The following is a 23,171-nucleotide window of genomic DNA, read 5'->3' on the forward strand; positions in this document are numbered from 1 at the left end:
CAAAGGAGGACATGTGCGATGAAGATGAGTATGATGATTCCCGTGGCAGGATTGAGCATGTTGGCCGGCGGCGTGATGGGCATGGCCTTGAGCCCCAAGAAGAAGACCAAGATGCAGAAGACGGTGAGCAAGGCGGCCAAGGTGGCCGGCGACGCCATGGAGAACCTGTCCGGGGCATTGAAGATGTAAGAAAAAGCGGCAGCGCAGGAGAGGGGGGAGGTCCCTTCTCCTGCGCTATACACATATGACAGGTTGAGGATGTGATGTAATATGCCGATGAGCGGGATTGAACAGCCGGAGTTTATCCAAATTGACAAGACACTCCGTCTACATAGGTATACCGATGATTGCCCTTTTGCATTGAACTGGTATCAGGATGAACATACGTTGTGGCTGGTGGACGGGAAGACAACTCCATATACCATGGAAAAAGTATATCAGATGTACCACTATTTGCAGGCACGTGGTGAGGTGTACTTTATTGAATACAATCCCTGTGGCAATGGGTTTGTGCCAATTGGAGATGTTGCCTTTTGGAGGGAGGACATGCCCATTGTGATTGGAGAGCCCGGTTTGCGAGGGCATGGGATTGGAAAGAAGGTGATCTTGGCCCTGGTAGACCGGGCAAAGCGCCTGGGATTTTCGTCCCTGGAGGTAGCGGAAATCTATGAGTATAATGTGGGCTCTCGGAAGATGTTTGAAGCATGCGGCTTTATGCCCATCGACAAAACTCCAAATGGATGGCGGTATCGACGCTTATTGTGATTTGTACGAACCATATTACAGGGGGAGATATGAAAGTATCGATTACCGATCCAGAGGAAAAGCGAGAAGAGCGGAAGTATTCACCTCTGTCCGGCTCACTTGGTGTAGCCCAAGGACAGTATGCGTCAGTAAGATTAACGATTGTCGCTGAGAGGGAAGATATTCCTCAGTGTGGCCAGATGGCAAGAAACGCCCCCGGAATGTCTACACCCCGACGGAAGAGGAGTGCGAGGAGAAGCTGGAAGAGCCAATCCGGGAGATGAATGCAGAGATTGAAGCTCTCAGTGATGAGGTCAGGGCGGAGTTTAGGAAGGCAGGGGTGGTGAGAGAAAACCGGGAAGACTGTGCTACGTCAAAGCACAGTTTTCCCGGTTTACAGAGTGTAGATCTGCTCTACTATTTCCTTCAGAAAATCTTTCGCTCGGGGGACAGCATACCGTTTTCCATGCGCAAAACTTGGTCGTATCGAGCCAATATCTTAGGATCAGATTTGTGAGTCACAGCAATGCAGGTTATGCCTTTTAGGCTCAGAATGCTATCTTCAATTTTAGCTGCATTCTCGGCATCAAGGGCGGATGTGGCTTCATCCACTAAAAGCAAGGATTTTCTGTGTAGCAGAGCCCGAGCTATGGCAATACGCTGCCGTTCGCCACCAGAGAAGCGTGCACCATTTTCTGAGACGTTTGTCTCTAGCCCCTCCGGCAAGTCGGCCACTACTTCATCCAACCCGGCCGCATAGACGGCCTCCTGCACTTGGGCGTCGGTGTAATCGCCGTGCAGGGTGATATTGTTGCGGATGGTGTCATCAAACAAAAACACATTTTGATGAATGACTGCACAGTCGCACTGCATATCCGCTTGGCCGTCCACTAGGATGTTGCCGTCGAAGTCGTTATAGTATCCGGCGAGCAGCTTTAACAAGGTGCTTTTTCCGCTGCCGCTTTTCCCAATGATGGCATACTTTTTACCCTGTTCAAACTGGGCGCTAGCATGGGCCAGCACAGGGGTATCTGAATAAGAAAAGGTCACATTGTCCAAAACGAGACTCCGTTTGACCTCAGACATGGGGGCAGAGGCATCAGAGATGTTTAACAGGGTCAGCATCTGGTTCACAATGGGCTGGGTAGACTTTAGTTGTGTGATCTGCCCCGAAATGTCGAAGGCGGGGGACACCACCATGCTAGTCAAATTTACCACAGCTAAGATATTGCCCAGAGAAATCAGACCGCGCACCGCGAAAATGCCTGCTAGCAGCATAATGAATAGCTGTACCATTACCGAGGAAATATTGGCCACGCTATAAACCATGGCGTTGGCTGCGGTCATTTTCAACTTGCTGCTCTCCATGGCGTCGGCCTGATCTCGGCAGATGGCCTCGTTCTGCGGCTCGGCATGATATGTTTTCAGCACCTCGTAGCCGGTCAGGGAATCCTTCACTTTTCTGGTATAATCGGTAGTCTGCTTCACAACCTCCTCCTGACGACGGGCCATTTTTTGACCGAACAGCTGGGGCAGCAGTGTGGGAATGCACATGGACACGATGGAGATTATGGCTACCATGGGATTGATAGTGAACAGCAACACCACCGCCATCACAATACTCAGGGCTGACTCGAAAATCTTGATGCTGTTTTTCAGATAGTTTTCCTCAAAAGTTCCCACGGACTGGGTCAGTAGAGTCAGGTTTACAGCGCTATTACAGTTTTGATAGGTATCCATAGGTTGGTGTAGCATGCCATGGAACAAAGAATTTTTCAGCTTCAGCATGATCTTTTTTATCCAAAGGCCCTGGAGATACATAGATGAAAATACTACAATCCCCACAAACACGGCAAACACAACACAAAGGATTGCAATGCTGGCGATCGGACTGGTGTCGCCGGTAAAAATAATCTCGTTAATTGTGTCAATGATCCAGCTGATCATCAGGGCTACCATCGCCTGTGCTGCCGTGTGCATGACGGTCACAACCGCCATGGTGGCAGTGAGTAGCTTGTTTTTGCCAAAAATATAGCGTCGCATGGTCATTCCTCCTGGTTTTTCGAATGGATTACTCCGTTTTTATGCCATCTGAAAGCATTTTACCTCAAAACCAGAAAAAGACCATAACAAGCCGTGTTCACAATAATCTTACACGATTTGTTATGGTCATATAATATCATTTGTTAAGCGGTGGTTTTTTACAAGTCAAGGCCCAGTTTGTCGTGGGCAAGGCGTTGAATCGACGAAAGATATGTTTTTTGTTTTGTCAATGCCGTATAGGCTGCTAACGTTTTCAAAATATCGGCGCACTCCTCTTTGCGGTCTATCAGACAGTAAATCTCTGCCCGGGTCAATTCGATCATCACCAATAGACTGTGCTCGTTGTTCTTCAGACTCAAGGCCTCTGCCTCATCGATATATTGCAGCGCATCTTGGTACATCTTCATTTTGGCCAAAATGGCGCCCAGGTTTCGCACCACATTGATTTTGGCTCGTTGATAGCTGACTACATCACTTTCGTGCTTTTTCAGTGATGCATACAGGCGCTCGCCCAGGCGCAAAGCATCCATGTTGCGATCCATGCCGGCCCAAATGGCTACTATGATATGGAGCAGGTCCACCTCGAAGATGGTCAGCACGGAGCTGGGGAAGTTTTCATAGTCGAAGTTGGGGCGGGTTAGGGCCAGCGCCTTTTGGGCCAGAACCATGGTTTCTTGGAGTGGATAGCTCTCAGGGGCTGTGTCGTGGCATTGCAGCCGTAGCGTGGCCTCCACCAACCAGCAAAGTTGTCGGCTGCGAGTATCGTCGGGGCTGTTTTGTTGTAGATGCTCAAGCTCATTCCATGCCTGGTCAATGTTTTCCTCATCTCCCAGGTTGATGATTGCCTGGGCTTTTTCCTCAAAAGCCTGCTGCTGCTCACTGCGGTAGTAGACGTTGCAAATTTGGTAAAGCCCAGTGCCCAGTTTTTCCAGCAGTGCCTCCAATACTGGTTGAGAGGGGATTTGGTTCCCGTTTTCAATGCGTGAGATAGACACCGGTGAACAGATTCCCTCGGCTAGATCCTCCTGGGAAAGTCTCTTTTGCTTGCGTAGTTCTCTCAGGGTATCTCCCAATGAATTTTTTTGCATGGATGTGACCTCTCGTTTCCGGGCAGCTATACCCAATATTCGAGGTATAGTATAACACATTGCCTACGAAAAAAGCAAAGCGGGAAAATGGTGGTGTTTGAGCACATTTTGAAATTTGTAATATTCCTGTTAATGACTCTGGGAGGGTAGATCCTCCACCACCGGTGGGAGGGTCGGAACTGGAATACGAAAGGGCTTTATGAGGCGGTTCGTAGCCGTCTCTCAAAACCCTGCGCCACAGAAAACAAAAGAAGGGCACTCCTCATAAAAAGAAGCACCCTTCCTGTGGTCAAAAATAAAACCTGTCTGTGGTATTTCTGTGGTCAAGCTGAAAAACGGAAAAATTGGCCCGAAATTCAAGAACTTATTAAAGCAAAAATCCGCTGTTTTTGAGAGAAAACAGCGGATTTTTGGTCCGAGTGACAGGATTTGAACCTGCGGCCTCTTGGACCCGAAGGGCGGTGTCAAAATTTTCCTGACGGTTTTGGAGACTTTCTAACCTTTTCCGCTCCAATCCACTTTCTCTTGGGCACTCTTTGAAAGCGAGGTTTCCGTGTGTTCCGAGGGTGTGTGTGGTATGTTCTGTGGTCAGAAACGCTCCCCATCCTATGCCGACGCTTTGCACCGACAGGGAAGGGGAGCGTCTTTCGTGTTATTGTATGTCTGTATTGTAACTCTGGGACAAGGGGTAGGCAAGTGGTTTCTGTATCGAATGCGGCTCAGGAATTGTGGGACTGTAAACAAAAAAGATATTTGACTTCCAGAAATGAATAAAACTCAAAAGTATATTTTCGTGGAGCGAATCTCATTGAATTCGAAAACCATGGGAGCACTTTTCAAAAACAAACATCATTTTTTCGTTCTGGTCTGAAAATACCAATGGTTCATAGTTTTCGCTCACTACTTCGTGGAAAGAAATGATATGTTCACTCTGGCTAATCCAGAGTATATGTAATTCCTGTGCTCTGGTATTTGATTTCTCCATATACTGCTCCTTTTGGTAGCCGCTTTGCTCTACATGGATACGCTTGCGACCAACTGCTCTACTTCCTGAGAGGTGCAGGAAATCTGCGCTTCTGTCTGCTCCATCAAAGTGCGCAGATGATCTAATACACCGTAGATCTGACTTCTGGTCTGATCTACCTGTTCCTGGGACTGTTGGATCTGATCCAGTACGGTCCAGTCGGCAAAAATTCCGTCGAAAAAGTAATCAGCCACCCGCAGAAATCCATCTATGTTGACCTGAATATCTGCATCGATTGTCACATCGGCCAGTTCCGTTTTGAAGCGGCGCAGTTGCGTCTGCAAGGTCTCCACAGAGGCCTGGGCCGCGTCCAGATGGCTGTGTTTTACCAGATCCGTGATGAGACCTCCGCCAACGAGATCCCAGGTTCCCCAGCCTTCCGCACTGTCCAGCTCAGATAGAATCTGATCTGTACAAGACAGTGCAGCGTTGCCGGCATCCAAGGCCTCCTGCAATTCCAGCTTCTGACCCACCAAATAACCTTTTTGTTCTTCCAATTGCAAAATTCTTTCCGCGGTAAGTCCACCGGCCGCTTTTACGGCCAAGGTCTTTTCCTGCAGGACAGAAGTATAGCGATCCTCACACCCCTGGAGCGAGTTCAGCTCTGCCTCATATCGCTTCAAATCTTCTTCGACACCAAATAGCTCTCTGGTGGCCGCATCATATTTCACCCGAGCTGCATAGGCTTCCTGCCGCTCCTGCGTCAATTTCTCGTCCATCTTCCCGATGACATTGTAGAAGAACGCAGACAGGCTCCGCCCCTCCAACCGATCCACATCTGCCTGTTCGTCAGACATAATCTGCTGGAGTTCTTCCGCACGGGCGGCATAGACCTCCCGCTGGGCACGCAGTTCCTCAATAGATGCCTCTAACTTCTTCTTTCGGGCGCACTGGGCTTGCAGCTGGCGCAACTGTTCATCATAACACTTCATGGATTACCATTCCTTCCTCTCTGTTCTGTCGAATGCCAATTCTCTCAGCGTACAGGAAAGGGGCTTCACAGCCTTGTGAAGCCCCCAACATAGCCGGTATGAGTTACCCCATCTTCAACCAACTTTTCGCATGATGATCTCAATTCCCAGCGCTTTTGCGTATGCGGGACTTCTCTGGAGTATGTCCATCAAACGGATTGTCTGAATCCTTCTCATTACATCCATTGTATCACCTCACAAAAACTGTTTCTGTACTCTTAGCTGATGGATTCATTGTATCAGGGAGTGTAACATACCACCACCACAGAATCAGCAAAATAGAGGTGCTTATTTCCACTGGCGCAGCAAAATCGACGATACTACCGCTTTTCCAGCTTCTCCTTGTACGCCTGGTACTGCTGGGCGTCGATAGCGCCGGTAGCCAGCATACGCTCCGCCCAAAGCTGCAAGGTTTCAACGGTAATGGAGATGCGTTCCAGCTCGTGCTGAATGAAAATAAAGTCCGCCAATTCGTCCTCGCTGATGGCGCCATCTGCGGTGATCTCAATCAGTCGTTCCTTTTGCTTGTTCATGGAGTTGAGGGATGCCAGCATTTCCAGGACAATCTGCGAGAGATCTTTGATTTTGACCTCTGGGACACTGCTGCCCAATCGGGCACTGATTGGCGCAGTAATAGTTGCAGAGGCTGGGCTGTTTGTACTTCTCTGCCATGACCAGGACTTCATCCGGATGTGGGAGAGAGCGCTCATTCTCTATTTTTTCAATTCGCTCAGGAGGAAGGGACTCCAGCAGATCGCTGGCTGACTCTCTGGTTAAATGAAGCGCCTCCCGAATGCGTTGGTAAATATTCTTGTTTGCTTTTGTGGAAACTCTGGCCATAGTAAAGCAACCTCACCTTATGTAATCTTGCTGCCATTATACGGTATTTCGCCGCAAATCGCAATTCAGAGTTCAAGAAACATACCTCAGAGTGACGAGACGAGCTAAGAGACCAACTTTTTGAGCAAGTGTGCTGCCGCATATCCAAGCAGTATTCCAATAAAATTGCAAATGAGGTCGTCAATATCAAAACTTCGGCCAACCACTGGTTGAATGATTTCGATTATGGCTGGGACAATAACTGCTGTCAGCCATAATTTCTGTCTGCTCAGTCGGGGAAAGGTGAATGGAAAAAGGAGACCCATGGGAATATACATCAAAATGTTTCCCACAAGCATCGTCTTCACCCAGCTACCAAGAAGCAAATTTCCCTGGAGCCACCTAACAAGGGAGGGCACAAGATTAAGACTTCCATCAAACAGTGTTAATTCGATTCCGCTGTATCCAACAAAGACAAATGCCCAGATATGAGACCAAAAATTCTGTGGGGTGATTGTGAGGTTAAGCAGTCCGGTAAGATAGCACACAAAAAGCAATCGAACAATTTCAATCTTCCAGTTGATTCCTGAATTTTGTTGCTTTATTTTAATTACCCGGTATAATACGTAGATCAAACCCACCAGGCAGGTAATTGGCACAACTTGCAGAAATGACGCTACAACTCCGCCAGACATAAGAAGTCTATACATAGCCATTACCTCCTAACGTGCAGGTTTTGATATACGATCCCAATTTCAGTGTGTCTGCAATGTCATGATTTTTTGGCCCGTTTTCATTCACGTTTTTTGAAATCGGACAGGGTCTGTTTCTGTGAATTAGAATTTTATCCAACTCCAAACCTTACAATAAGCCCGATGGCAATACAGATAACACCGGCGACCCGGGCAAGCTGTCTTCCACGACTTTGATCTATACCTTCGGGGATGACGGGGTTAAAGATCCACATCAGTCCATATATGATCCATGCGATGTTCATAAAAATGCTTTTGTGGAGAGCAAAGGAGAGCGTGCAGCTTGCAATGGCAATCATAATGCCGCAGAGCAACTGGACCCTGAAAGTAAATCTCTTTTTCATATTTAGTTTAGGGACAACTATCTTTAATAGCATTATAATAACAGTCATAAGGAGAAGTTGTATAAGCATAGCATAAATCACAATACCTCGCGATTCATAATAACACAATTCGTCCCACCAAACAACGACTTCAAAAATCGCAGTTAGTAAAATACTAAACCAAACATATCTACGATTGATAAAGAAAAACACAAAAGGTAGGATAAATGTCGGTAAAACTTTTGGCAATAAAAGATATTGAATAATTAATGTTAGCATAATGACACCTCCAAATTCCGATTTGTTTACTTATGCAATCAGTGGAACTGCTGGTCTATTTGATAAATCTCTGCATTTAAAAGTTTTCAATGTTGACAAAACGGAAGATAAGAAGATGTTCCTTTTCTCCAATTTGCTTTCTTTGGCACAATTTACAAAATTATTCCATACAAGATAATTGTTCAGATATTTGGTAGAAACATCGGTGAGCTATTACTTTTTCTTGCGAAAATAAGTTTCGTATAGACAAATGATGAAACCTATTACCCCCATGGCACAAAAAATGATGTAGGGAACCAGCAGTTCATTGCCGAGCAGAGCAGCATAGGTGCCGGTCATTCCGTTGTAATTAAATCGGTTCATAGACAAGTACAGGCTCAGAATCAGGTATCCTATACTTCCCACCAAGAACAGCATAATGCCAAAATGCTTTTTTTCCATTTTTACAAATCACCTCAAGCAATTCACTCAATGTTGCTCATATAATCAGAACTATCAATGATAATTCGTTTGCACTTAGGACAACAATCACTTTCTACATGATGGGGTGAAACTATAGGCCTTCCGAGCTGCAGCGTATATTTCTCGTCATTATCAATCAGTAAACTGATCTTATGCTTTTTTGTACTCCACAATGTCATTCCGCAATTTAGATAGCCGTGTATCATTTCAACACCACAGTACGGGCAATTCATATCAGACCTCCCGCTCAATGTACTTGTACGCACTTAGGCCAGCAATCTCATTTATCCTGTGTAGCAGTCATATACCAAAACCGCCGCAGCTCATTCTATGGAATCGCGGCTATCGATTCCGCAATTTTGACCATCTCATCTCTGGGCAGCGATGCTGAAATGCAGAACAGGATATCCTCGCCTTCATACTGCCACACCAGAACATTCGCGTTCTCGGGATCGGCATCCTGGTAGAAATCGGCCTCCTGCGTTCCCACAGATACTTTCTCCATGGTCATTTGATCTGAAACTACAAAGAGGCTCGTTGCATCCGCACCAGGAGAGTACATGAAATGGATCGCTTGACCATCACTATTGCGGTAAGTCTTGATAGAAGTACCTCCTGCAGAATGTACCTCATATTCCTCATATCCTTCGGGCAACCACGTGGGAGCAAAGTTGGTCGTCATCTCTTCATCTGGCGCCAGTCCCTCGAAACGGTACTCAACGAAGTTTTCGTACTGCTGCCGCACCCAGGCAAAGAAGGCTCCGCGTGCCTCTGCATCCACAGTGAGCCACGAAGCCCCAACCAGAGTTACCGCAACCAGAAGACACGCAGCTCGACGGAGATATTTGTAGGTCACCGGATGGCGCCCCCGCCGGATGACATGCTTCATTTTGCGTTCAAACCGAGGGGAAAACTGACGGTGGCAATCTTCCGGATGCGGCAACGAATCACGGATGGCCTGATCAGCCTCCGCTGCAGCGAATCTCAGCATTTCATCGGTGATCACAACTTGCCCTCCTTTTCATACAGATCCTTCAATCTGTTCTTGGCCCGCTGGTCAAGTTTCGACGCTGCCGAAAGGGACAGACCCAGGATTGCTGCTACTTCTTTCACGCTGTACCCTTGGAAGTATCGGAGCAGAATCACTTCCCGATACCGGGCGGGGAGTTTCAGAACACAGTCGGTCAGGGTATTCTCACCCTCATAAACAGCAGAAACCCCTGGCAGCTCATCGCTCAGCTCAACCATCTGGCGCTTTTGGCGCCGCCGATACAGGTCTATCGCTTTGTTCTCAACTATAGTAACGATATAACTCTGTGTTTTTGGACACTTGGGATCACCTGTTTTTTCAATATTTTCGGCCACCTTCAAAAATGCCTGATGGACCACGTCCTCGGCATCCTGTTCATTATGTAATATTTTGTTGGCCACATAGAACATGAGGCCGCGATACTCCAGATAGAGCTGCTCGAACTTCGAGCGATCCTCTGGAGTATCAATCATTTGAAGATAGATCATCATGGTACATACCCCCGGTTGCTATGCCTTCGATTATACCATGTGATATCTACCTCACACAAGAATCGAAGCAGCCTTGATACCCCCAATAAAATCAAATGGGAAGGTCTCCAGGATATTCTGGAGGCCCTCCCAATTCGCAGTTAAATGCTCTGTACTCGAAAACCGCTTATAAACTTTGGCCAACACTTTCGAATCAGCAAAAACAGGAAGTAACCGCACAAGGTGCCGGAGGTATTCAAAATAATATCGTCAACTGCAGTACCTCAATCGTTTTGCGATTGCCCAAATTCCACAAGCTACCAAACTACCAAGCAGAGGAGCAATGCACCAGAATAGAAAAAGTAGCCAGCCCAAGAGCTCCCATCCGGCAAAACTCAAAAACCAGACTCCGACTGCCAATAAAGATAGCATGGGAATGAGCAGGCGCCATTTCAGTTTTGCATTTTGGCATAAGAGTAACTCAAGAAAAAGCATGGGGAAAAAGTGGAAAGTCAATAGCAACAATTGGTGCCACGGTGGGATATTCATAGGAAGATCCGTAAATGCCGAAGCAAAAATTACAATATAAATTATGAGACATACAATAAAGAGCAGTAGGAGAACTGCATTGGTAGATTGTTTCATTTTCATCAGAAAGAACACCACCTATTAGTATGAATTTCAATCATGATATTTGTATTGAACATATGTTTTAGGAACGGCACACTTAAAGCAAAACAGGCTATCCACTTACTGCAGCACCCCTCTTCCTTCAGAATCCAGCTTATCCAATACTTTTTCCTATTTTGTAGACAGTAGGAGAATTATTGCGATGATTGAGCCTGTGCTCTCATATTCCTTTATGCTGGATATCACACTCTAATCATACAGTCTGCTTGTTCTTTCAATATTATTAACGCTCGAGCCATATGTTTTTGGACACCCTTTAGAGGAAAAAATAAAATTTGTACAAATTGTAGAATTCCTGAAAATGCAAAAATATACTGTCTAAATCCTTCAATAAAAATCGTTATAATGGTTAAACAGTTTATAGATTCCTTGGCGAGAAATGGGATTCCAAAAATACTTACAAATTATATAAAAGGGAGATAAACATGAGTGCTTGTGTTTTTATAGCAGCAGATGTCCCTTTGCCTGAAGTCAGACCATCCCAAGATTATCTTTTACACATCAATTTGGACAACGGCATCATCTCCGATGGCGGAACGGATGACAATTATAGCCTCCTGCCTTTTGACGAGGTAGATCTGTACTGCAACAAGAAGTACGGGGTTTATCTGGAGCTGCCTCAATTTACTGATGGACGAGCCAGAAAAATCATGGAGTACATCCGAGCTGCTCTGCTCCAGGCTGATTGTGTGGAAATTTGGAATGTCTGGCTCATGGGCTGTTGGGAATACGACGATAGGCCATACATCCGGAAAAGCACGATCCACATGGAGGAATTGACCGTAGATGACATGAAAGAAATTATCAATGCGGAAAACTGGGACAACAAGGATAAGAACCGGCCATCGTTTTACTGTTTGGAGTTGATTCGGTAATTGATGACCTAAAGAAAGATCTGTTTTGTTATCATATTTTGAGGGAGGTATTTTCTATGAGGAAGTATTTAATCTTTTCTTTGGCTATTATGCTCATGTTGTTTTCCCTAACTGTATGCGGCTCAAGCAGTACCCAAGACACCGTTTCAGCAGAGCTCGGAATTGATGTATCCGGTGGAGAAGAATTGTCTACTTCGGATACGCATGGCGGATTTCATGGCGATGGTGTTTCGAGCGTTGCGCTTAGTTTTAGCGACTCCAGTGTTTTAGATGAAATAGAAGGAAATGCAGAATGGAAGCCGTTCCCGCTGGATGAAACGGTACAAGCACTGGTGTATGGAGTGAAAGACCAAACAAGCAGCATCGGGCCGTTCATCAACGATGGGAACGGCAATCCGCTTGTGCGAGAAATCCAAAATGGCTACTACATCCTGATAGACCGTCAAGAAGATCAGGAGACAGATATTTTAAATCGTCCGTCTTTCAATGTCACGGTGGGACTGTATGATACTGACACCAATACTTTGTACTGCTGTATGCTTGATACTTGAGACATTTTTATTATAAAATGGCCCTACATAGTGTCCGCAGGGCCAAGAGAAAAAATGTGGGGTGTCTTATGGAGCGGAAGAATTTAGAAAATACTTTGTCAGAATTGGTCCACGTACTCAAGCCGGCGCCCTTTCCCTCAGCGAATGCCACTGAACATTGGTCGGTAGAACTGGATGGTACCGAGGAAACCAACAGCAGGTGGCGAACCTACATGTCCGCAGCCTTAAAAACCGCAAAGACATTTGAGATCCACTGTTGGAAGGAAGAAACGGAGTGTATTGGTCTGGCGCTTCGATACGGAAAACGGAAAGACGCTGATTGGCGACATGGGGAGATCATTGCTGGAGATGTAACGCCGGAGTTTATTTCGCTTTTGCTGGGTCTACCCAAGCCCACCGATACCGAACCCTGCAACAAAATGACGCCGTTCTTCACCATAGCGCTGGATAACTGCTTTTGGTCGGAGCACTATGGCACAGAGCTGAGCGGCACGGCAGGCCCTACCTAACTCTGGTCAACCCATAGCCACTGCATGTGCCATGGTCATGGGGATCATCGGCGGCGCAGACAGTTCCATACATATAGTCGAGCATCTCTAACCCTACATAGAAAAGCCACAATGTGGAGAAAAGGTGAGAGGGAGATAAAAAGTTTTTGGAACATACATCCCAAAAGTGTTGTATATCGAGTGCTATTTGGATATAATATAGACATAGGATGTTGCATTGGGAAGGAGCGTGATTGCCATGCAGAGGCTGGAGCGCACAGAATATTTGGAAAAACTAAAAGCATTTCAAGACAAACGCCTTATTAAGATCATTACAGGTATTCGACGCTGTGGCAAATCCACCCTGATGGAGATTTATCAGGACTATCTACGTGGGAACGGAGTGTCGGAGGAGCAAATTGTGGCGGTGAATTTTGAAGATTACGACTTCCATTCTCTCCGTAACCCCCAGCAACTCCATGCCTATGTAAAGGAGAGACTTATTCCAGGGAAAAAGGTTTATGTGTTTTTGGATGAAATTCAACATGTGGAGGACTGGCCTCAAGTGGTGGATAGCCTGTTTCTCCGGGATGGGCTGGATCTGTATCTCACAGGCTCCAATGCTTATTTGCTTTCCAGTGAGCTGGCCACCATGATTGCGGGTCGGTATGTGGAGATTAAAATGCTACCTCTGTCCTTCCGGGAGTATGTTCAAGCCGTGGGGGAGGCGCAGCCGCTGTCACAGCTCTACCGCTCCTATGTGGAGACCACGTCGTTCCCCTACGGCTTGGAATTGCAAGATCAGCCCCGGGCATTGCGGGACTATTTGGAGGGCATCTACAACACCGTGGTGGTAAAGAATTTGGTGGCCCGGAAACGCATTCCCGATGTCATGATGCTGGAAAGCGTGACCCGGTTCCTTTTTGATGCCATTGGAAGTCCACTCTCCACCAAAAAAATTGCAGATACCATGACATCTATGGGACGCAAAATTGATGTAAAAACAGTGGAGAAATACGTCAGTGCCCTGATGGAGAGCTTCATTATCTATCAGGCCAAACGATATAACGTAAAGGGTAAGCAGTACCTAAAGACCTTGGAAAAATACTATATGGTAGATATGGGCCTGCGTTATATGCTGTTGGGCACACGCTCCACCGATGTGGGACATATGCTGGAGAATGTGGTGTATCTGGAGCTGCTGCGCCGTGGATATGAGGTATATGTAGGAAAGGTGGATGACCTGGAGGTGGATTTTGTGGCCATGGACGGCAGGGAAATCCGCTACTACCAGGTAGCAGCCACAGTGCGGGAGGAAGAGACCTTGCGCAGAGAGCTGGCCTCGCTACAGAAGATCAATGATCACTACCCAAAGCGAATCCTTACCTTGGATGATGACCCCGAGGCGGATTATGACGGTATTCGCCGCATTCACGCCCTGGAATGGCTGATGGGAAAGGTAGACTAACAATTTCAAATTATAAGGAAGCACCCCCTTGCGGCAGGCAGCTGCAAGGGGGTGCGCTATTGGCAGTAGATTTGATTCGTCTCACCGGCAGTTGTCCTCTCGGTGGGTACAGACTTTTACTTTATCGATATTGTAGCTCTGTGGCCAGGGGGAGGCAAGTAATATCTGTATCGAATGCGGCTCAGAGATTGAGGGACTGTAAACAAAAGAACTCGAGTACCCCCCCATTCGTGACAGTACGCACAAATCATTTGTTTGTCTCTTCCGTATGAATGGCAGCCAAACAGGTATCCAGTGCGGACTGACCCTGCTCCGGAGTCAAATCCGGTTGTGTTCCCCGGATCCCGTTGCAGGAACCGTCCGGATTAAAGGTCAGGTATGGCTCATAGTAAATCACCAGGCCGGAGTATGGCAGAGCCATCACATAGGGCTGTGCGCCAATGCCGTTTCCACTTGTCTCTGTGCCCACCAGGGTGGCAAAGCCTGTGCCTTGACAGAAAACAGCGAACTGGTCTGCAGAGGAATAACACACATCGTCAACCAGTACCCACACCTTTCCGTCAAAGGTATGTTTTGTTTCGGACGGTTGGATACGCTGTGTGACCTTAAACAGCAAATCCATGTCCTCCACATACTCAGGTTGAATATAGGGGAAATCTTCCCGCCAGGAATCGTCGGTATAGACCTCACCGATGGAATCTGCAAATTGGGGGTTCAATGCCAAATTCAGCGGACCTGATTTTGCGGCAAAAAACATCTCATTGGCAATGGGTTCATCGATCAAAGCTGCAATCATAGACATCCAGGGCCTGATGTCGCCGCCGGCATTGCCTTGTATATCAATAATCAGGTGATCTTTGTCCTGAACCCCGGCAAGGAACTGACTCATGGCGGCGTATGTGTCATCGGTCCAGCCTGAAAAAGTCGATATTTTCACATATGGAATATCGTCAACAGCTCCAAAGGTCACACCGGGTGCAACTGTTTTCTCATCAACGACACTCATCGTGGCCGAAAGCCCTGATGCAGTATTGTTGATTAATTTCTCCCAATATCGGTAGAACTGCTTTGATCTGGGATTCTGGATCAGATTACCCATCTGCTGCAAAAGGTTATCCTCAATGGTCAACCAGTTGTCCCCATACCTTTGCCAGGTGCTGGGGAATAACACGAACATATGCCCCACGTTGTGAAGGTCATACAGGCAAAAGTTGATGACATCTATAAATGAGGCCTGGCTCACATAGCCCTTTTTATCCAGTTGCTTGCGATAATTGTCCCGAATCTCCCTCCAGTTGATGCCCAGTTCCGCTTCAATGCGGTCAAGATAAGGATAATTTTCCTCCAGCAGGAGCCACATGGTATCATAGTCATACAGCGCCTCGTCGGCGGTGAGGCAGACCTCCCCCGCAGCAACACGTAGTTCCCCATCAAAGGGCACGGGGAAGGAGTCCGTTTGGGTAAAGGGAACTTCCCCAGTGGGGATTGGAGTTGTGTCAAGCTCCCCGGCGGATACCTGCCCAGACGGGTCTATATCAGTCTTCGCAGTGGTTTGACAGGCGCACAGAAGCAGGGAAAGAACCAATATCCAGCACAGCAGTTTCCGTTTCATGGCTGACCTCCTGTATCCATTTGAGCGGTTGTGTTGTCTCCGTGGAATGCTCCTCTGGACTCTGGTCAGCCCGGGGATAGTGGGCACGCAGACATTTCAGTATCAGAATTGTAATATAGGGAAAAGCAGCTGTACATATCGCCTCGTGTTATTTCTCCTGAACGGGAAGAAACCGGTGCGTGGACAGGCCCGGGATAATATGATATGCTTTCTAAAAAATAGCGGGAGAAAAGGATATGCAAGAAGTGTTTTTGGGCGACGTGATCCGACGTCGGCGGTTGGAATTGGAAATGACACAGGAACAGCTATGCGAGGGAATCTGCGAACCTATCACGGTGTCTCGCCTGGAAAATGGGAAGCAAACACCATCCCGAAGCCGGATCAGCGCACTGTTGGAACGACTTGGCCTACCGGGAGATCGGTACTATGCCCTCCTAAGCAAAGGGGAGCAAGAGGAGTCTCTACTGAGAAAAGAGATTCATGATTGCGTTGCCCGCTTCTACCAGAGAGAGGGGAACGAGAAAATATTGATTTGGGAGCAGGCACAAGAAGCTCTGGACAGACTTGTGACAATGTCGGACCCGGAGGATACCCTTACCAAGCAGTTTGTTTTATGTAGTCGAGCTCTTTTGGGGAAAAGGGGAGAGGCATATCCCTATGAAGTGCAGCTGGAAATGCTGTTGGATGCCTTGCGCCTTACAGCGCCTCGGTTCGACCTGGAGGAAATCGGACAGCTGCGATATACCTGGGACGAGATTCAGCTCATTAACCAAATTGCCATGGTCTATGCCATGGCGGGACAAAGGAAAACAGCAATTGCCCTGTACGGACAATTGTTGAGATATTTGCAGAAGAATATGGAAAATAAGAAATATCTTTGCCTGGTATCCTTTAACTATGCCCGGGAATTGGCAGCATCGAAACGGTATGAAGATGCCATTGAAGTGGCGGAAATTGGGAGGAAAACGTGCGTGGAGCGGGGGCACTATCAGTTCCTTCCCGGCCTTCTGGCAATAGAAGCGGAGTGTGCTCATTTCTTAGGAAACCGAGACTGGAGCATTGAGCTATATTGCCAGGCATACTACATATACAAAGCTATCGGCGATGAACATAATCTCAAAAGACTTGAGCGGGATGCCAGAGAACAGTTGGGGCCGGATATTCCATTTTAATATTCCACAGGATTCGGCTAGGTAATTCACTCTTCTGTCAAAACTTATGGAAGCTTAAAAAGATGTTAATATCGGTTTGCAGTTCGCTATGATATAATCTCGGTACATCTACAGCCGAGGAGGGAACCGCATGAAAGAAATCATCACCAATGGGATTACCTATCTGGATGCGCTACCGGGAAGTAAAACATGGTATTGGGGTATGGACTACACCCATGGGGACTTGTACGAGGCGGAGGAGCTTTTCCGTTATGGAAACCCCATTCAGCAGAACCGGCTGATTTTGGTCCGCTACCCAGAGGGAACGGTGTATGAACCCGTTCGTCCAGAGCCAGGACAGTACTTGGGCAGGCCGGTGTACCATAATGGACAGGTGGTATTACTACTGGTTGATTTTCCGAGGAACGAAATCCGCATCATGGGTTTTGATGACCAGGAAGGACAAGCAACGCCCATTGCGGTTCTTCCACTTTCTGTCGCGGAGGATTGCTACAATCTGCTGCTCCACACACCGCCTTTGATGTTGACCCGGACGCCAAACGACAACAAGTTCCAAATCCTCTGGCCAGAGCAACGGGAATTCGTACTGGAAGATCGGGAAAGCTTTGAGATTCTAGATGGAGACAAGATGTATACCACGGTATGGCATGAGGACCCGGACTACCGTGAGGAGACTTTGGTACGGGACTATGCGACAGGGAAACTTCTGGAGCGGATGCCTGGGAGCCTCCTGGTGATGCCAGACGGTCAGCAATGGCTCCTGGTTTGAAGAAATCACGTTGTGGGGGGAGCGTTATGGGCATTTTTGTGATTGACGTGGACGAGTTCACCTGGATCTGCGGGCCGGAGGATGACCCGGAGGATCTGTGCCTGCACGGCCATATTACGGTGCAGATTGGCAAAACGGTGATGGAGTATGATGGAACAGTCAGCGCAACTGCGCTGTACCTACTAAAAACCTTGACTGAGGATAAGGTCATGTCAGAATGCGATATTCAAATGGTGCCATGCTGTGGTCACTTCTATATTGCCAATGAAGACCTGACCGAGGTCACGATTTCGGGATGTGATCAGGGGTTGGACTGGTCTGTTGTCCATGAAAACGGCGGGGTGAGGCTGACCCTCCCATCCGGTGAGCAAGAGTGGGTATCCTTGGGTGACTATCAGAAGGAAGTCATCCGATTTGCAGATAAGGTGGAGGCCTACTATCAGCTCTGCCAACCCAAGAAAAGTCCCGGAAGATGTGTTTGAGAAAAATGGCTACATCGCCTTTTGGAATGAATGGCACCGGCGCCACCGGCAGGCCACAGGCAGAGATACGTTGGAAACAAGACGAAAGGTGGAGCGGTTGCGCTAAACCACATGGTAGATCCCTGTTTTTTCCGGGGTGCCGAGACGTTTTTTGAAATCATCACCCATGAGCGGGAGTGTTTGGTCCAGGTTCTATCACCGGAGTTTGAGAAGAGTTTGCGCAAGCTGGGAACCTGGGTGGATGTATCGGCGGAAAGCCGCTTGCCCTTATTTCTTTTGAACGAGGCAAAGGGATTCAAATGATATGAGGATGGGAATTAGGGAAATGCATAGGGGGAAGCCGGACATCCCGGCTTCCCCCTATGTTATCGGCAGATTTTCAATGCTCGGCGTAGACGATACATGGATAGGCCAAGAAGGATGATATAACCCCCACAAAGAATGCCCAGCAGCCCCAGCGGATGCTTGACCTGCACCAAATCAAGCAGTTGCAGGGGCAGGGCAAAAGACACATACTTCAGTACATGAATCCCCATATAAAAATACAGTAGGGAGGGCAAAACCAAGACTGCTAGAACAACAGCGTAGGATACTACGGTTCTCTGACCTGCTGGGATGGATAGAGCCAGAATAAATATAGCGCCGCTCAAGAGGAGGAAAAGACGCACCAAATACCACGCAACTAAAAAGGTTTGGATGGTACAAGGGATGGTCAGGTGCTCCAAAAAAGGGAGACTTTGTATGGGAGCAGATAGGGTACCCATGGGGATGGAGGACAGCAAAGTGTGAAGCTCCCACCCATACACCACAGCCCAAACGACGGTTGCCCAGAGACCAGCCACTGCAACTTTTCTTCTCAGCAGGGGGCCTCTGCCTCTTGGGGAGGCAATCAGGAGTGGCATCATCCCAGCCCGGCGCTCGTAGGGGAGATTCCCTGCCAGGAGGAACACCAGGGCCAACAAGGCCAGGATGGAGGCGTTCTGTTGGTTTTTGCTGGCGCTCTCACCGTATATGCGTTTATAGGGGGTGGATTCCACGAGCCATGGAGTAATACCCAGCTGATTTGCGTTGCCTACCAAGTTCTCCACACGTTGCCGGACAATGGATACGGCCTCTTGCTTCATCTGTGCCACTTCCGCTTCGTGGGCATAGATGTTCAGCTGAGAGCGTTCCATCTCCCCGTTTTGGTAGGCGATCTTTGCCTCTTCGTAGGTGTTTATGGTACTCTGTAGTTCCTCTTCCATTTGGCCTATTTGGGCGAAGGTGTCCGGGGTAATCTCACCCTCCAACGCTGCGGTATACTGTCTCACCGTGCTATCCACGGCGCTGGACACTGGAATGCTGGAAGAAAAAGAAAGTTGGCTGGTGACATATAGGAGGGAAAGAATGACAACGACCCCCTTTTGTATCCAAAGTGTCTTGAACCATTCCATTCCCCACAGACCGCGGCCACAGAAAACCTTGTCTGTGAGGCGGTTGTATTTTGCGGCAATGGGGGCTACCTAGTCCCTTTGGTGGTAGGGCTTTTGCAAACACTGCGTCATGATACAGGCAACCAAAAAGAGCACGCATAGGGGGAGAAGTGCGAGCTCAGATATCATTCGGATTCCCCATGGATACCCAAATACATTGATGTTCAGATACTCCGTGTAGAGGTCGGATAAGCTGATGTAGGTGAATAGGTTCCAATACTTCAACGGGTTGAGGGGACTTTGCACCGGCAAAAACGTATATAGGGCATACTCCAAGCACATAATCCCGGCTGCCACCAAAAAAGCAAATTTCCCGTGGGGCATCCAACTCAGAAGCAGCCAGAGGAGCAAACTCACCAGATACATGGTTGCAATCCGTAGCAGGACGTAGTGCAACAGAAATTGACCCACGGTAAACAGCGTCGGTAGTTTTCCCAGGACTTCGATGGATTGAACCGCTCGACCTAAGTTGCCGGCTCCTCCATAGACATACATGCTAAGCATCCACGTCTCACCATACAGCAAAAGGACACAAAGGACACAGCCACCCAAGAGAGCCAGGGCTCTGCACAGGGTAAGGAGCAATCGCCCCTGGGGGGTGGCATGGATCAAACTCCATAGACCCTGTTTCCTCTCTTCCAAAAAGGATACCACCAAGAGAAAGGATAGTACTACCATCAGGTAATCGGTTAGGGGAGCATGTATGAAAGCCTCCACGGCGCCATTGGCCTCCATCGTTAAGGTCACATCATTGAGTGCTTCAAAATCCGAGGCGGTCTTGAGAATATTGCGCCCAGAGAAGCTGGCTGTATCATGAAAGATGGAGAAGGATAAGAGATTGTCCTTGCTGGTTTGAATGTCCTCCAGAAAGGTGGGATAGTCCTGGAGATACCTTGCCTGTAACAGCACATTGTGAACGGCAATGTAGTCCAGAGTGAGGTCATACAGATTCATGGACGGGTTTACAGTCAGGGCATCTTCCAGCTGTCCCAGCTCCTGCTCCAAGGTGTCAATCCGTTGAGAAACTGGCTCGCCCTTTGCCTGGTCCAGTCGCTGCAAATAGCGGGTATAGGCGGCATAAGCATCCACTCCTGCCTGGGAAACAGTGTTGGTTTGGCTGACATACTCTGAGGAGACTGAAGTGGAGGGGAGAGACAGGTCAAGACCGTAGCACTGAGAGGCCTGCTCTCGGATAAAACAAACCCCATTGAGGAGGAGTATCAGCAAAAGACCAAGACAGAGACGACGCTGGGTAAAGATTCGTTTCCATTCTCTCATGGTTTATCTCACGCCCCCAGATAGTATAAATACACATCTTCCAAGGTCAAATGCTCGGGTACTTCATGCCCTTTCTCAGGTAGGTGGTCGCCAACTACCCGAATCCATGTCTCGCCGTTGCGCTGGAAGACATTACCCACGGCATATTCTTGCTCCATTTGTTCCAGACAATCCGGAGAACAAGGGAGTTCTTTTACCTTGTTCGAAACGCTCTCTAGCAAATGAGCAGGGGTACCGCTGCCAATGACATGACCCTTTTTCATCATCAGGATTTGATCGGAGATGTACTCAATATCACTGACAATATGGGTGGCCAGTAAGATGATGCGATTGCGGGAGAGGGAGGAGATGAAGTTGCGGATTCGGATGCGCTCCTTGGGATCCAAGCCTGCCGTTGGTTCATCCAAAATCAGTACCTCCGGATTCCCTAAGAGTGCCTGGGCCAACAACACCCGTTGCTTCATCCCACCAGAAAATCCACACAGTTTCCTGTGTCGTACCTGAGATAAATTTGTGACGGTCAGGAGGGTGTCCATCTGCTCTTTGGCCAGTTTCTTGGGAATCCCTTTCAGCTCCGTCATATAGGCCAGGAAAGCCTGGGCTGTCATCTGCTCATAAAGGCCCTGCTGTTGGGGCATATATCCCAACACTTGCCGAAAGCGTTTGCCCAGCTCTAGAATGTCTGTGCCGTTGTACAAAATGGCACCATTTGTCCGGGGAAGGTTGTCGGTGAGCAAGTTCATCAGAGTGCTTTTTCCAGCGCCATTGGCCCCTAAAATCCCGTAGATTCCAGGCTCAAAGGTGAAGGAGAAACCATCTAATGCGGTGTGGGTTCCGTATTTCTTGCTCACGTTTTGTAGCTGTAGTTGCATAGAGTTTCTCCTGTCTTCAGCCAATTTGCATGGGCGGTTCTGATGGGGTAGCTTCATAGATATTGGCGGCCCCAGGCCAGGTGTCCAACTCCGTACAGTCGCCGCTTTCCAAGCTAACACGGTAAAAGCGAGTAGCAATACTAATGTCCATGCCACAATAGGCCAATACGTAGGCGTGCTCCGTGTCGGCAAACACCAGGGCGCAATGAACCACATCGGGGTATTGCTGATAGATGGGCTGTAAGTCCAGTTCTTGGGACAACTCTCCCTGGTAGGTATAGACCCGAATGATCTTGCCTCCATATCGGAAAGGACTTTGGGGTCCGAAGGTGGGGTCAGGCTGATCATCCAAAATAAAAATATTGGTATCATTGAAAATAGCGGTTCCACTTTGTAGTGTATCCGGCAGATCTACCAGCTTGGCGGAAACATTGGTTTGTAAGTCCATGTCCCAGACATCGCTGCCAGAAAAATAGTAGTAAAGGTGACCACCTGTGATGTACCAGGAGGAAAACGATTCGTCCACACCAAGAATGCCGATGTCCGAAGAGCGCCAGATCTCTTTTGTGTCTGTTTCCTTCTCGCCCAGGCGATAGAGGATATCCTCATATTCCCCATTGGAAGTCAATACATGATTCATGGCATACACATTATCCCCATCCGCCCAAAACTTCCAGGTGGATTCCAAGATATCCGAGGAGTTTTCTTGAAACAGCAGGTCGGCCTGGGAGACATCTGCTCCCAGTTTGGCCCGATAGAGCATGGAGTTGGAATCCATAAAGTAAATCCATCCTCCTACCAGCATGGGCTGATAGGAGGTAGACCAATCCGCCCCTTGGAGTTGGATGGTCTGCACTTTTTCATGTTGGGTTCCGTCCTGGTTCATGGAGTATAGGGTGAGCAGATTGTCGGTGTTAAGGCTGCTGGTGGCGTAATAGAGCTTTCCATCGTACCAACTCAAGAAGGGAGAATTTATCCAGGCGTTGCAGGTGTCGTCGGAGTGGTGGCACTCTGGTTTCCCACACACAGGAGTCATCCGCCCCGATGTAGCGTCCATAAAATACACCAGTCCATCGCTTTGCAGATAATATCCTCCGTCTACCAGGCAGGCAGCATTCAAGCGCATTTCATTGGAAATGCTGGTCTCCTTTTGAAATCCGGAATGCCCGGTGGAGGAAGGTTGAGAAACGGTGTGGGCAGAGCACCCCATCAAAGAAGCGATACATACAAGGGCTAGCATTCGCCCTCCAAAATGTTTGATGTTCATGGCTTAATCCCTCCCAGAAATTTTTATCATTTCAGCGTCCGTGCCATCTTCGGTGGCTACATTGACTTCATCTGAAAATTCTGGGCCTACTGCCTCGTAGCCCACCAAGGCTCCTCCATCTTCCGGAGCATCGGATGCAGCAGGGGGGGCACTGGGAGCGGGCGTGGGGG

25 protein-coding genes and 1 pseudogene are annotated in these 23,171 nt (G+C 48.1%); 9 read left to right on the forward strand and 17 right to left on the reverse strand.

Annotation, left to right across the window (positions count from 1 at the left end; translation table 11 throughout):
- Window positions 1-18: 18 nt before the first annotated feature.
- Both B5F98_RS12960 and B5F98_RS06345 read left to right on the forward strand, forming a co-directional pair.
- Entirely contained in the window at window positions 19-189 is a 171-nt protein-coding gene (locus B5F98_RS12960; protein ID WP_158096569.1) for a hypothetical protein, read from the forward strand.
- Window positions 190-276: 87 nt separating this feature from the next.
- Entirely contained in the window at window positions 277-765 is a 489-nt protein-coding gene (locus B5F98_RS06345) for a GNAT family N-acetyltransferase (protein ID WP_158099803.1), read from the forward strand.
- 405 nt (window positions 766-1,170) lie between these two features.
- Here the strand turns inward: B5F98_RS06345 and B5F98_RS06350 are convergent, their stop codons facing one another.
- The 12 genes and pseudogenes from B5F98_RS06350 to B5F98_RS06400 form a co-directional block, all read right to left on the reverse strand.
- Complete coding sequence (locus B5F98_RS06350) at window positions 1,171-2,787, reverse strand: ABC transporter ATP-binding protein (RefSeq protein ID WP_158099804.1); 1,617 nt, start codon at window positions 2,785-2,787, stop codon at window positions 1,171-1,173.
- Between the two features lie 158 nt (window positions 2,788-2,945).
- Window positions 2,946-3,875 (reverse strand): helix-turn-helix transcriptional regulator, encoded by a 930-nt coding sequence (locus B5F98_RS06355; protein ID WP_158099805.1) that lies wholly within the window; start codon window positions 3,873-3,875, stop codon window positions 2,946-2,948.
- Between the two features lie 1,014 nt (window positions 3,876-4,889).
- On the reverse strand, window positions 4,890-5,831 hold the full coding sequence (locus tag B5F98_RS06365; RefSeq protein WP_087370499.1) for a hypothetical protein: 942 nt from the start codon (window positions 5,829-5,831) through the stop codon (window positions 4,890-4,892).
- Window positions 5,832-6,190: 359 nt separating this feature from the next.
- A complete protein-coding gene (locus B5F98_RS13260) occupies window positions 6,191-6,403 on the reverse strand; it encodes a hypothetical protein (protein WP_242961610.1) in 213 nt (70 codons plus the stop codon).
- Entirely contained in the window at window positions 6,375-6,710 is a 336-nt protein-coding gene (locus tag B5F98_RS13265) for a helix-turn-helix transcriptional regulator (protein ID WP_242961611.1), read from the reverse strand. The genes B5F98_RS13260 and B5F98_RS13265 overlap by 29 nt, the downstream gene beginning before the upstream one ends.
- A 104-nt stretch (window positions 6,711-6,814) precedes the next feature.
- The gene (locus B5F98_RS06375; RefSeq protein ID WP_242961612.1) at window positions 6,815-7,399 is read right to left on the reverse strand and encodes a VanZ family protein; all 585 of its coding nucleotides are present in this window, start codon (window positions 7,397-7,399) and stop codon (window positions 6,815-6,817) included.
- Between the two features lie 134 nt (window positions 7,400-7,533).
- The gene (locus B5F98_RS06380; RefSeq protein ID WP_087370502.1) at window positions 7,534-8,043 is read right to left on the reverse strand and encodes a hypothetical protein; all 510 of its coding nucleotides are present in this window, start codon (window positions 8,041-8,043) and stop codon (window positions 7,534-7,536) included.
- 30 nt (window positions 8,044-8,073) lie between these two features.
- A pseudogene (locus tag B5F98_RS12715) lies at window positions 8,074-8,244 on the reverse strand (IS1595 family transposase); the annotation flags it as partial.
- A 12-nt stretch (window positions 8,245-8,256) separates the two neighbouring features.
- Complete coding sequence (locus tag B5F98_RS12965; RefSeq protein ID WP_087370505.1) at window positions 8,257-8,484, reverse strand: hypothetical protein; 228 nt, start codon at window positions 8,482-8,484, stop codon at window positions 8,257-8,259.
- A 349-nt stretch (window positions 8,485-8,833) separates the two neighbouring features.
- Entirely contained in the window at window positions 8,834-9,511 is a 678-nt protein-coding gene (locus B5F98_RS06390; protein WP_087370508.1) for a DUF4367 domain-containing protein, read from the reverse strand.
- A complete protein-coding gene (locus B5F98_RS06395) occupies window positions 9,508-10,026 on the reverse strand; it encodes a sigma-70 family RNA polymerase sigma factor (protein WP_087370511.1) in 519 nt (172 codons plus the stop codon). Before B5F98_RS06395 ends, B5F98_RS06390 begins: the two co-directional genes overlap by 4 nt.
- A 249-nt stretch (window positions 10,027-10,275) precedes the next feature.
- Complete coding sequence (locus B5F98_RS06400) at window positions 10,276-10,656, reverse strand: hypothetical protein (protein ID WP_242961613.1); 381 nt, start codon at window positions 10,654-10,656, stop codon at window positions 10,276-10,278.
- 500 nt (window positions 10,657-11,156) lie between these two features.
- Here B5F98_RS06400 and B5F98_RS06405 point away from each other — a divergent pair, with 500 nt between their 5' ends.
- From B5F98_RS06405 to B5F98_RS06420, 4 genes are all read left to right on the forward strand, one after another.
- Window positions 11,157-11,570: a hypothetical protein gene (locus B5F98_RS06405; RefSeq protein ID WP_242961614.1), complete on the forward strand. Its 414-nt coding sequence runs from the start codon at window positions 11,157-11,159 to the stop codon at window positions 11,568-11,570.
- A 56-nt stretch (window positions 11,571-11,626) separates the two neighbouring features.
- Window positions 11,627-12,121: a hypothetical protein gene (locus B5F98_RS06410; protein ID WP_087370517.1), complete on the forward strand. Its 495-nt coding sequence runs from the start codon at window positions 11,627-11,629 to the stop codon at window positions 12,119-12,121.
- A gap of 68 nt (window positions 12,122-12,189) precedes the next feature.
- Entirely contained in the window at window positions 12,190-12,630 is a 441-nt protein-coding gene (locus B5F98_RS06415; RefSeq protein ID WP_087370520.1) for a hypothetical protein, read from the forward strand.
- A gap of 238 nt (window positions 12,631-12,868) precedes the next feature.
- Window positions 12,869-14,077 (forward strand): ATP-binding protein, encoded by a 1,209-nt coding sequence (locus B5F98_RS06420; RefSeq protein ID WP_087370523.1) that lies wholly within the window; start codon window positions 12,869-12,871, stop codon window positions 14,075-14,077.
- A gap of 247 nt (window positions 14,078-14,324) precedes the next feature.
- On the opposite strand, the gene B5F98_RS06425 is transcribed toward B5F98_RS06420, so the two are convergent.
- On the reverse strand, window positions 14,325-15,689 hold the full coding sequence (locus tag B5F98_RS06425) for a S41 family peptidase (RefSeq protein WP_087370526.1): 1,365 nt from the start codon (window positions 15,687-15,689) through the stop codon (window positions 14,325-14,327).
- A 236-nt stretch (window positions 15,690-15,925) separates the two neighbouring features.
- Here B5F98_RS06425 and B5F98_RS06430 point away from each other — a divergent pair, with 236 nt between their 5' ends.
- From B5F98_RS06430 to B5F98_RS06440, 3 genes are all read left to right on the forward strand, one after another.
- Window positions 15,926-16,861 carry a helix-turn-helix domain-containing protein gene (locus tag B5F98_RS06430; RefSeq protein WP_087370529.1) on the forward strand — a complete coding sequence of 312 codons (936 nt, stop codon included), beginning with the start codon at window positions 15,926-15,928 and terminating at the stop codon, window positions 16,859-16,861.
- A gap of 130 nt (window positions 16,862-16,991) precedes the next feature.
- Window positions 16,992-17,630, forward strand: coding sequence for a hypothetical protein (locus B5F98_RS06435; RefSeq protein WP_087370532.1), 639 nt, complete (start codon window positions 16,992-16,994; stop codon window positions 17,628-17,630).
- Window positions 17,631-17,656: 26 nt separating this feature from the next.
- The gene (locus B5F98_RS06440; RefSeq protein WP_087370536.1) at window positions 17,657-18,112 is read left to right on the forward strand and encodes a hypothetical protein; all 456 of its coding nucleotides are present in this window, start codon (window positions 17,657-17,659) and stop codon (window positions 18,110-18,112) included.
- A gap of 365 nt (window positions 18,113-18,477) precedes the next feature.
- On the opposite strand, the gene B5F98_RS06450 is transcribed toward B5F98_RS06440, so the two are convergent.
- The 4 genes from B5F98_RS06450 to B5F98_RS06465 form a co-directional block, all read right to left on the reverse strand.
- Window positions 18,478-19,545, reverse strand: coding sequence for a hypothetical protein (locus B5F98_RS06450; protein WP_087370541.1), 1,068 nt, complete (start codon window positions 19,543-19,545; stop codon window positions 18,478-18,480).
- 69 nt (window positions 19,546-19,614) lie between these two features.
- Window positions 19,615-20,862: a hypothetical protein gene (locus tag B5F98_RS06455; protein ID WP_087370544.1), complete on the reverse strand. Its 1,248-nt coding sequence runs from the start codon at window positions 20,860-20,862 to the stop codon at window positions 19,615-19,617.
- Window positions 20,863-20,870: 8 nt separating this feature from the next.
- Complete coding sequence (locus tag B5F98_RS06460) at window positions 20,871-21,734, reverse strand: ATP-binding cassette domain-containing protein (protein ID WP_087370547.1); 864 nt, start codon at window positions 21,732-21,734, stop codon at window positions 20,871-20,873.
- A 16-nt stretch (window positions 21,735-21,750) separates the two neighbouring features.
- Window positions 21,751-22,860: a DUF5050 domain-containing protein gene (locus tag B5F98_RS06465; protein WP_143482749.1), complete on the reverse strand. Its 1,110-nt coding sequence runs from the start codon at window positions 22,858-22,860 to the stop codon at window positions 21,751-21,753.
- Between the last annotated feature and the right edge of the window lie 311 nt (window positions 22,861-23,171).

It is taken from the genome of Pseudoflavonifractor sp. An44, assembly GCF_002161675.1.
GTDB lineage: Bacteria > Bacillota > Clostridia > Oscillospirales > Oscillospiraceae > Enterenecus > Enterenecus faecium.

What these genes read in the sequence shown, in the direction of transcription:
- B5F98_RS06440 (WP_087370536.1), top strand. Translation starts at nt 17,657, where the DNA reads ATGGGCATTTTTGTGATTGACGTGGACGAGTTCACCTGGATCTGCGGG.
- B5F98_RS06380 (WP_087370502.1), bottom strand. Translation starts at nt 8,043, where the DNA reads ATGCTAACATTAATTATTCAATATCTTTTATTGCCAAAAGTTTTACCG.
- B5F98_RS12960 (WP_158096569.1), top strand. Translation starts at nt 19, where the DNA reads ATGAAGATGAGTATGATGATTCCCGTGGCAGGATTGAGCATGTTGGCC.
- B5F98_RS06435 (WP_087370532.1), top strand. Translation starts at nt 16,992, where the DNA reads ATGAAAGAAATCATCACCAATGGGATTACCTATCTGGATGCGCTACCG.
- B5F98_RS06365 (WP_087370499.1), bottom strand. Translation starts at nt 5,831, where the DNA reads ATGAAGTGTTATGATGAACAGTTGCGCCAGCTGCAAGCCCAGTGCGCC.
- B5F98_RS06430 (WP_087370529.1), top strand. Translation starts at nt 15,926, where the DNA reads ATGCAAGAAGTGTTTTTGGGCGACGTGATCCGACGTCGGCGGTTGGAA.
- B5F98_RS06395 (WP_087370511.1), bottom strand. Translation starts at nt 10,026, where the DNA reads ATGATGATCTATCTTCAAATGATTGATACTCCAGAGGATCGCTCGAAG.
- B5F98_RS06355 (WP_158099805.1), bottom strand. Translation starts at nt 3,875, where the DNA reads ATGCAAAAAAATTCATTGGGAGATACCCTGAGAGAACTACGCAAGCAA.
- B5F98_RS13265 (WP_242961611.1), bottom strand. Translation starts at nt 6,710, where the DNA reads ATGGCCAGAGTTTCCACAAAAGCAAACAAGAATATTTACCAACGCATT.
- B5F98_RS06345 (WP_158099803.1), top strand. Translation starts at nt 277, where the DNA reads ATGAGCGGGATTGAACAGCCGGAGTTTATCCAAATTGACAAGACACTC.
- B5F98_RS06460 (WP_087370547.1), bottom strand. Translation starts at nt 21,734, where the DNA reads ATGCAACTACAGCTACAAAACGTGAGCAAGAAATACGGAACCCACACC.
- B5F98_RS06455 (WP_087370544.1), bottom strand. Translation starts at nt 20,862, where the DNA reads ATGAGAGAATGGAAACGAATCTTTACCCAGCGTCGTCTCTGTCTTGGT.
- B5F98_RS06450 (WP_087370541.1), bottom strand. Translation starts at nt 19,545, where the DNA reads ATGGAATGGTTCAAGACACTTTGGATACAAAAGGGGGTCGTTGTCATT.
- B5F98_RS06425 (WP_087370526.1), bottom strand. Translation starts at nt 15,689, where the DNA reads ATGAAACGGAAACTGCTGTGCTGGATATTGGTTCTTTCCCTGCTTCTG.
- B5F98_RS06465 (WP_143482749.1), bottom strand. Translation starts at nt 22,860, where the DNA reads ATGCGCTTGAATGCTGCCTGCCTGGTAGACGGAGGATATTATCTGCAA.
- B5F98_RS06350 (WP_158099804.1), bottom strand. Translation starts at nt 2,787, where the DNA reads ATGCGACGCTATATTTTTGGCAAAAACAAGCTACTCACTGCCACCATG.
- B5F98_RS06375 (WP_242961612.1), bottom strand. Translation starts at nt 7,399, where the DNA reads ATGTATAGACTTCTTATGTCTGGCGGAGTTGTAGCGTCATTTCTGCAA.
- B5F98_RS06420 (WP_087370523.1), top strand. Translation starts at nt 12,869, where the DNA reads ATGCAGAGGCTGGAGCGCACAGAATATTTGGAAAAACTAAAAGCATTT.
- B5F98_RS06410 (WP_087370517.1), top strand. Translation starts at nt 11,627, where the DNA reads ATGAGGAAGTATTTAATCTTTTCTTTGGCTATTATGCTCATGTTGTTT.
- B5F98_RS13260 (WP_242961610.1), bottom strand. Translation starts at nt 6,403, where the DNA reads ATGAACAAGCAAAAGGAACGACTGATTGAGATCACCGCAGATGGCGCC.
- B5F98_RS06415 (WP_087370520.1), top strand. Translation starts at nt 12,190, where the DNA reads ATGGAGCGGAAGAATTTAGAAAATACTTTGTCAGAATTGGTCCACGTA.
- B5F98_RS06400 (WP_242961613.1), bottom strand. Translation starts at nt 10,656, where the DNA reads ATGAAAATGAAACAATCTACCAATGCAGTTCTCCTACTGCTCTTTATT.
- B5F98_RS12965 (WP_087370505.1), bottom strand. Translation starts at nt 8,484, where the DNA reads ATGGAAAAAAAGCATTTTGGCATTATGCTGTTCTTGGTGGGAAGTATA.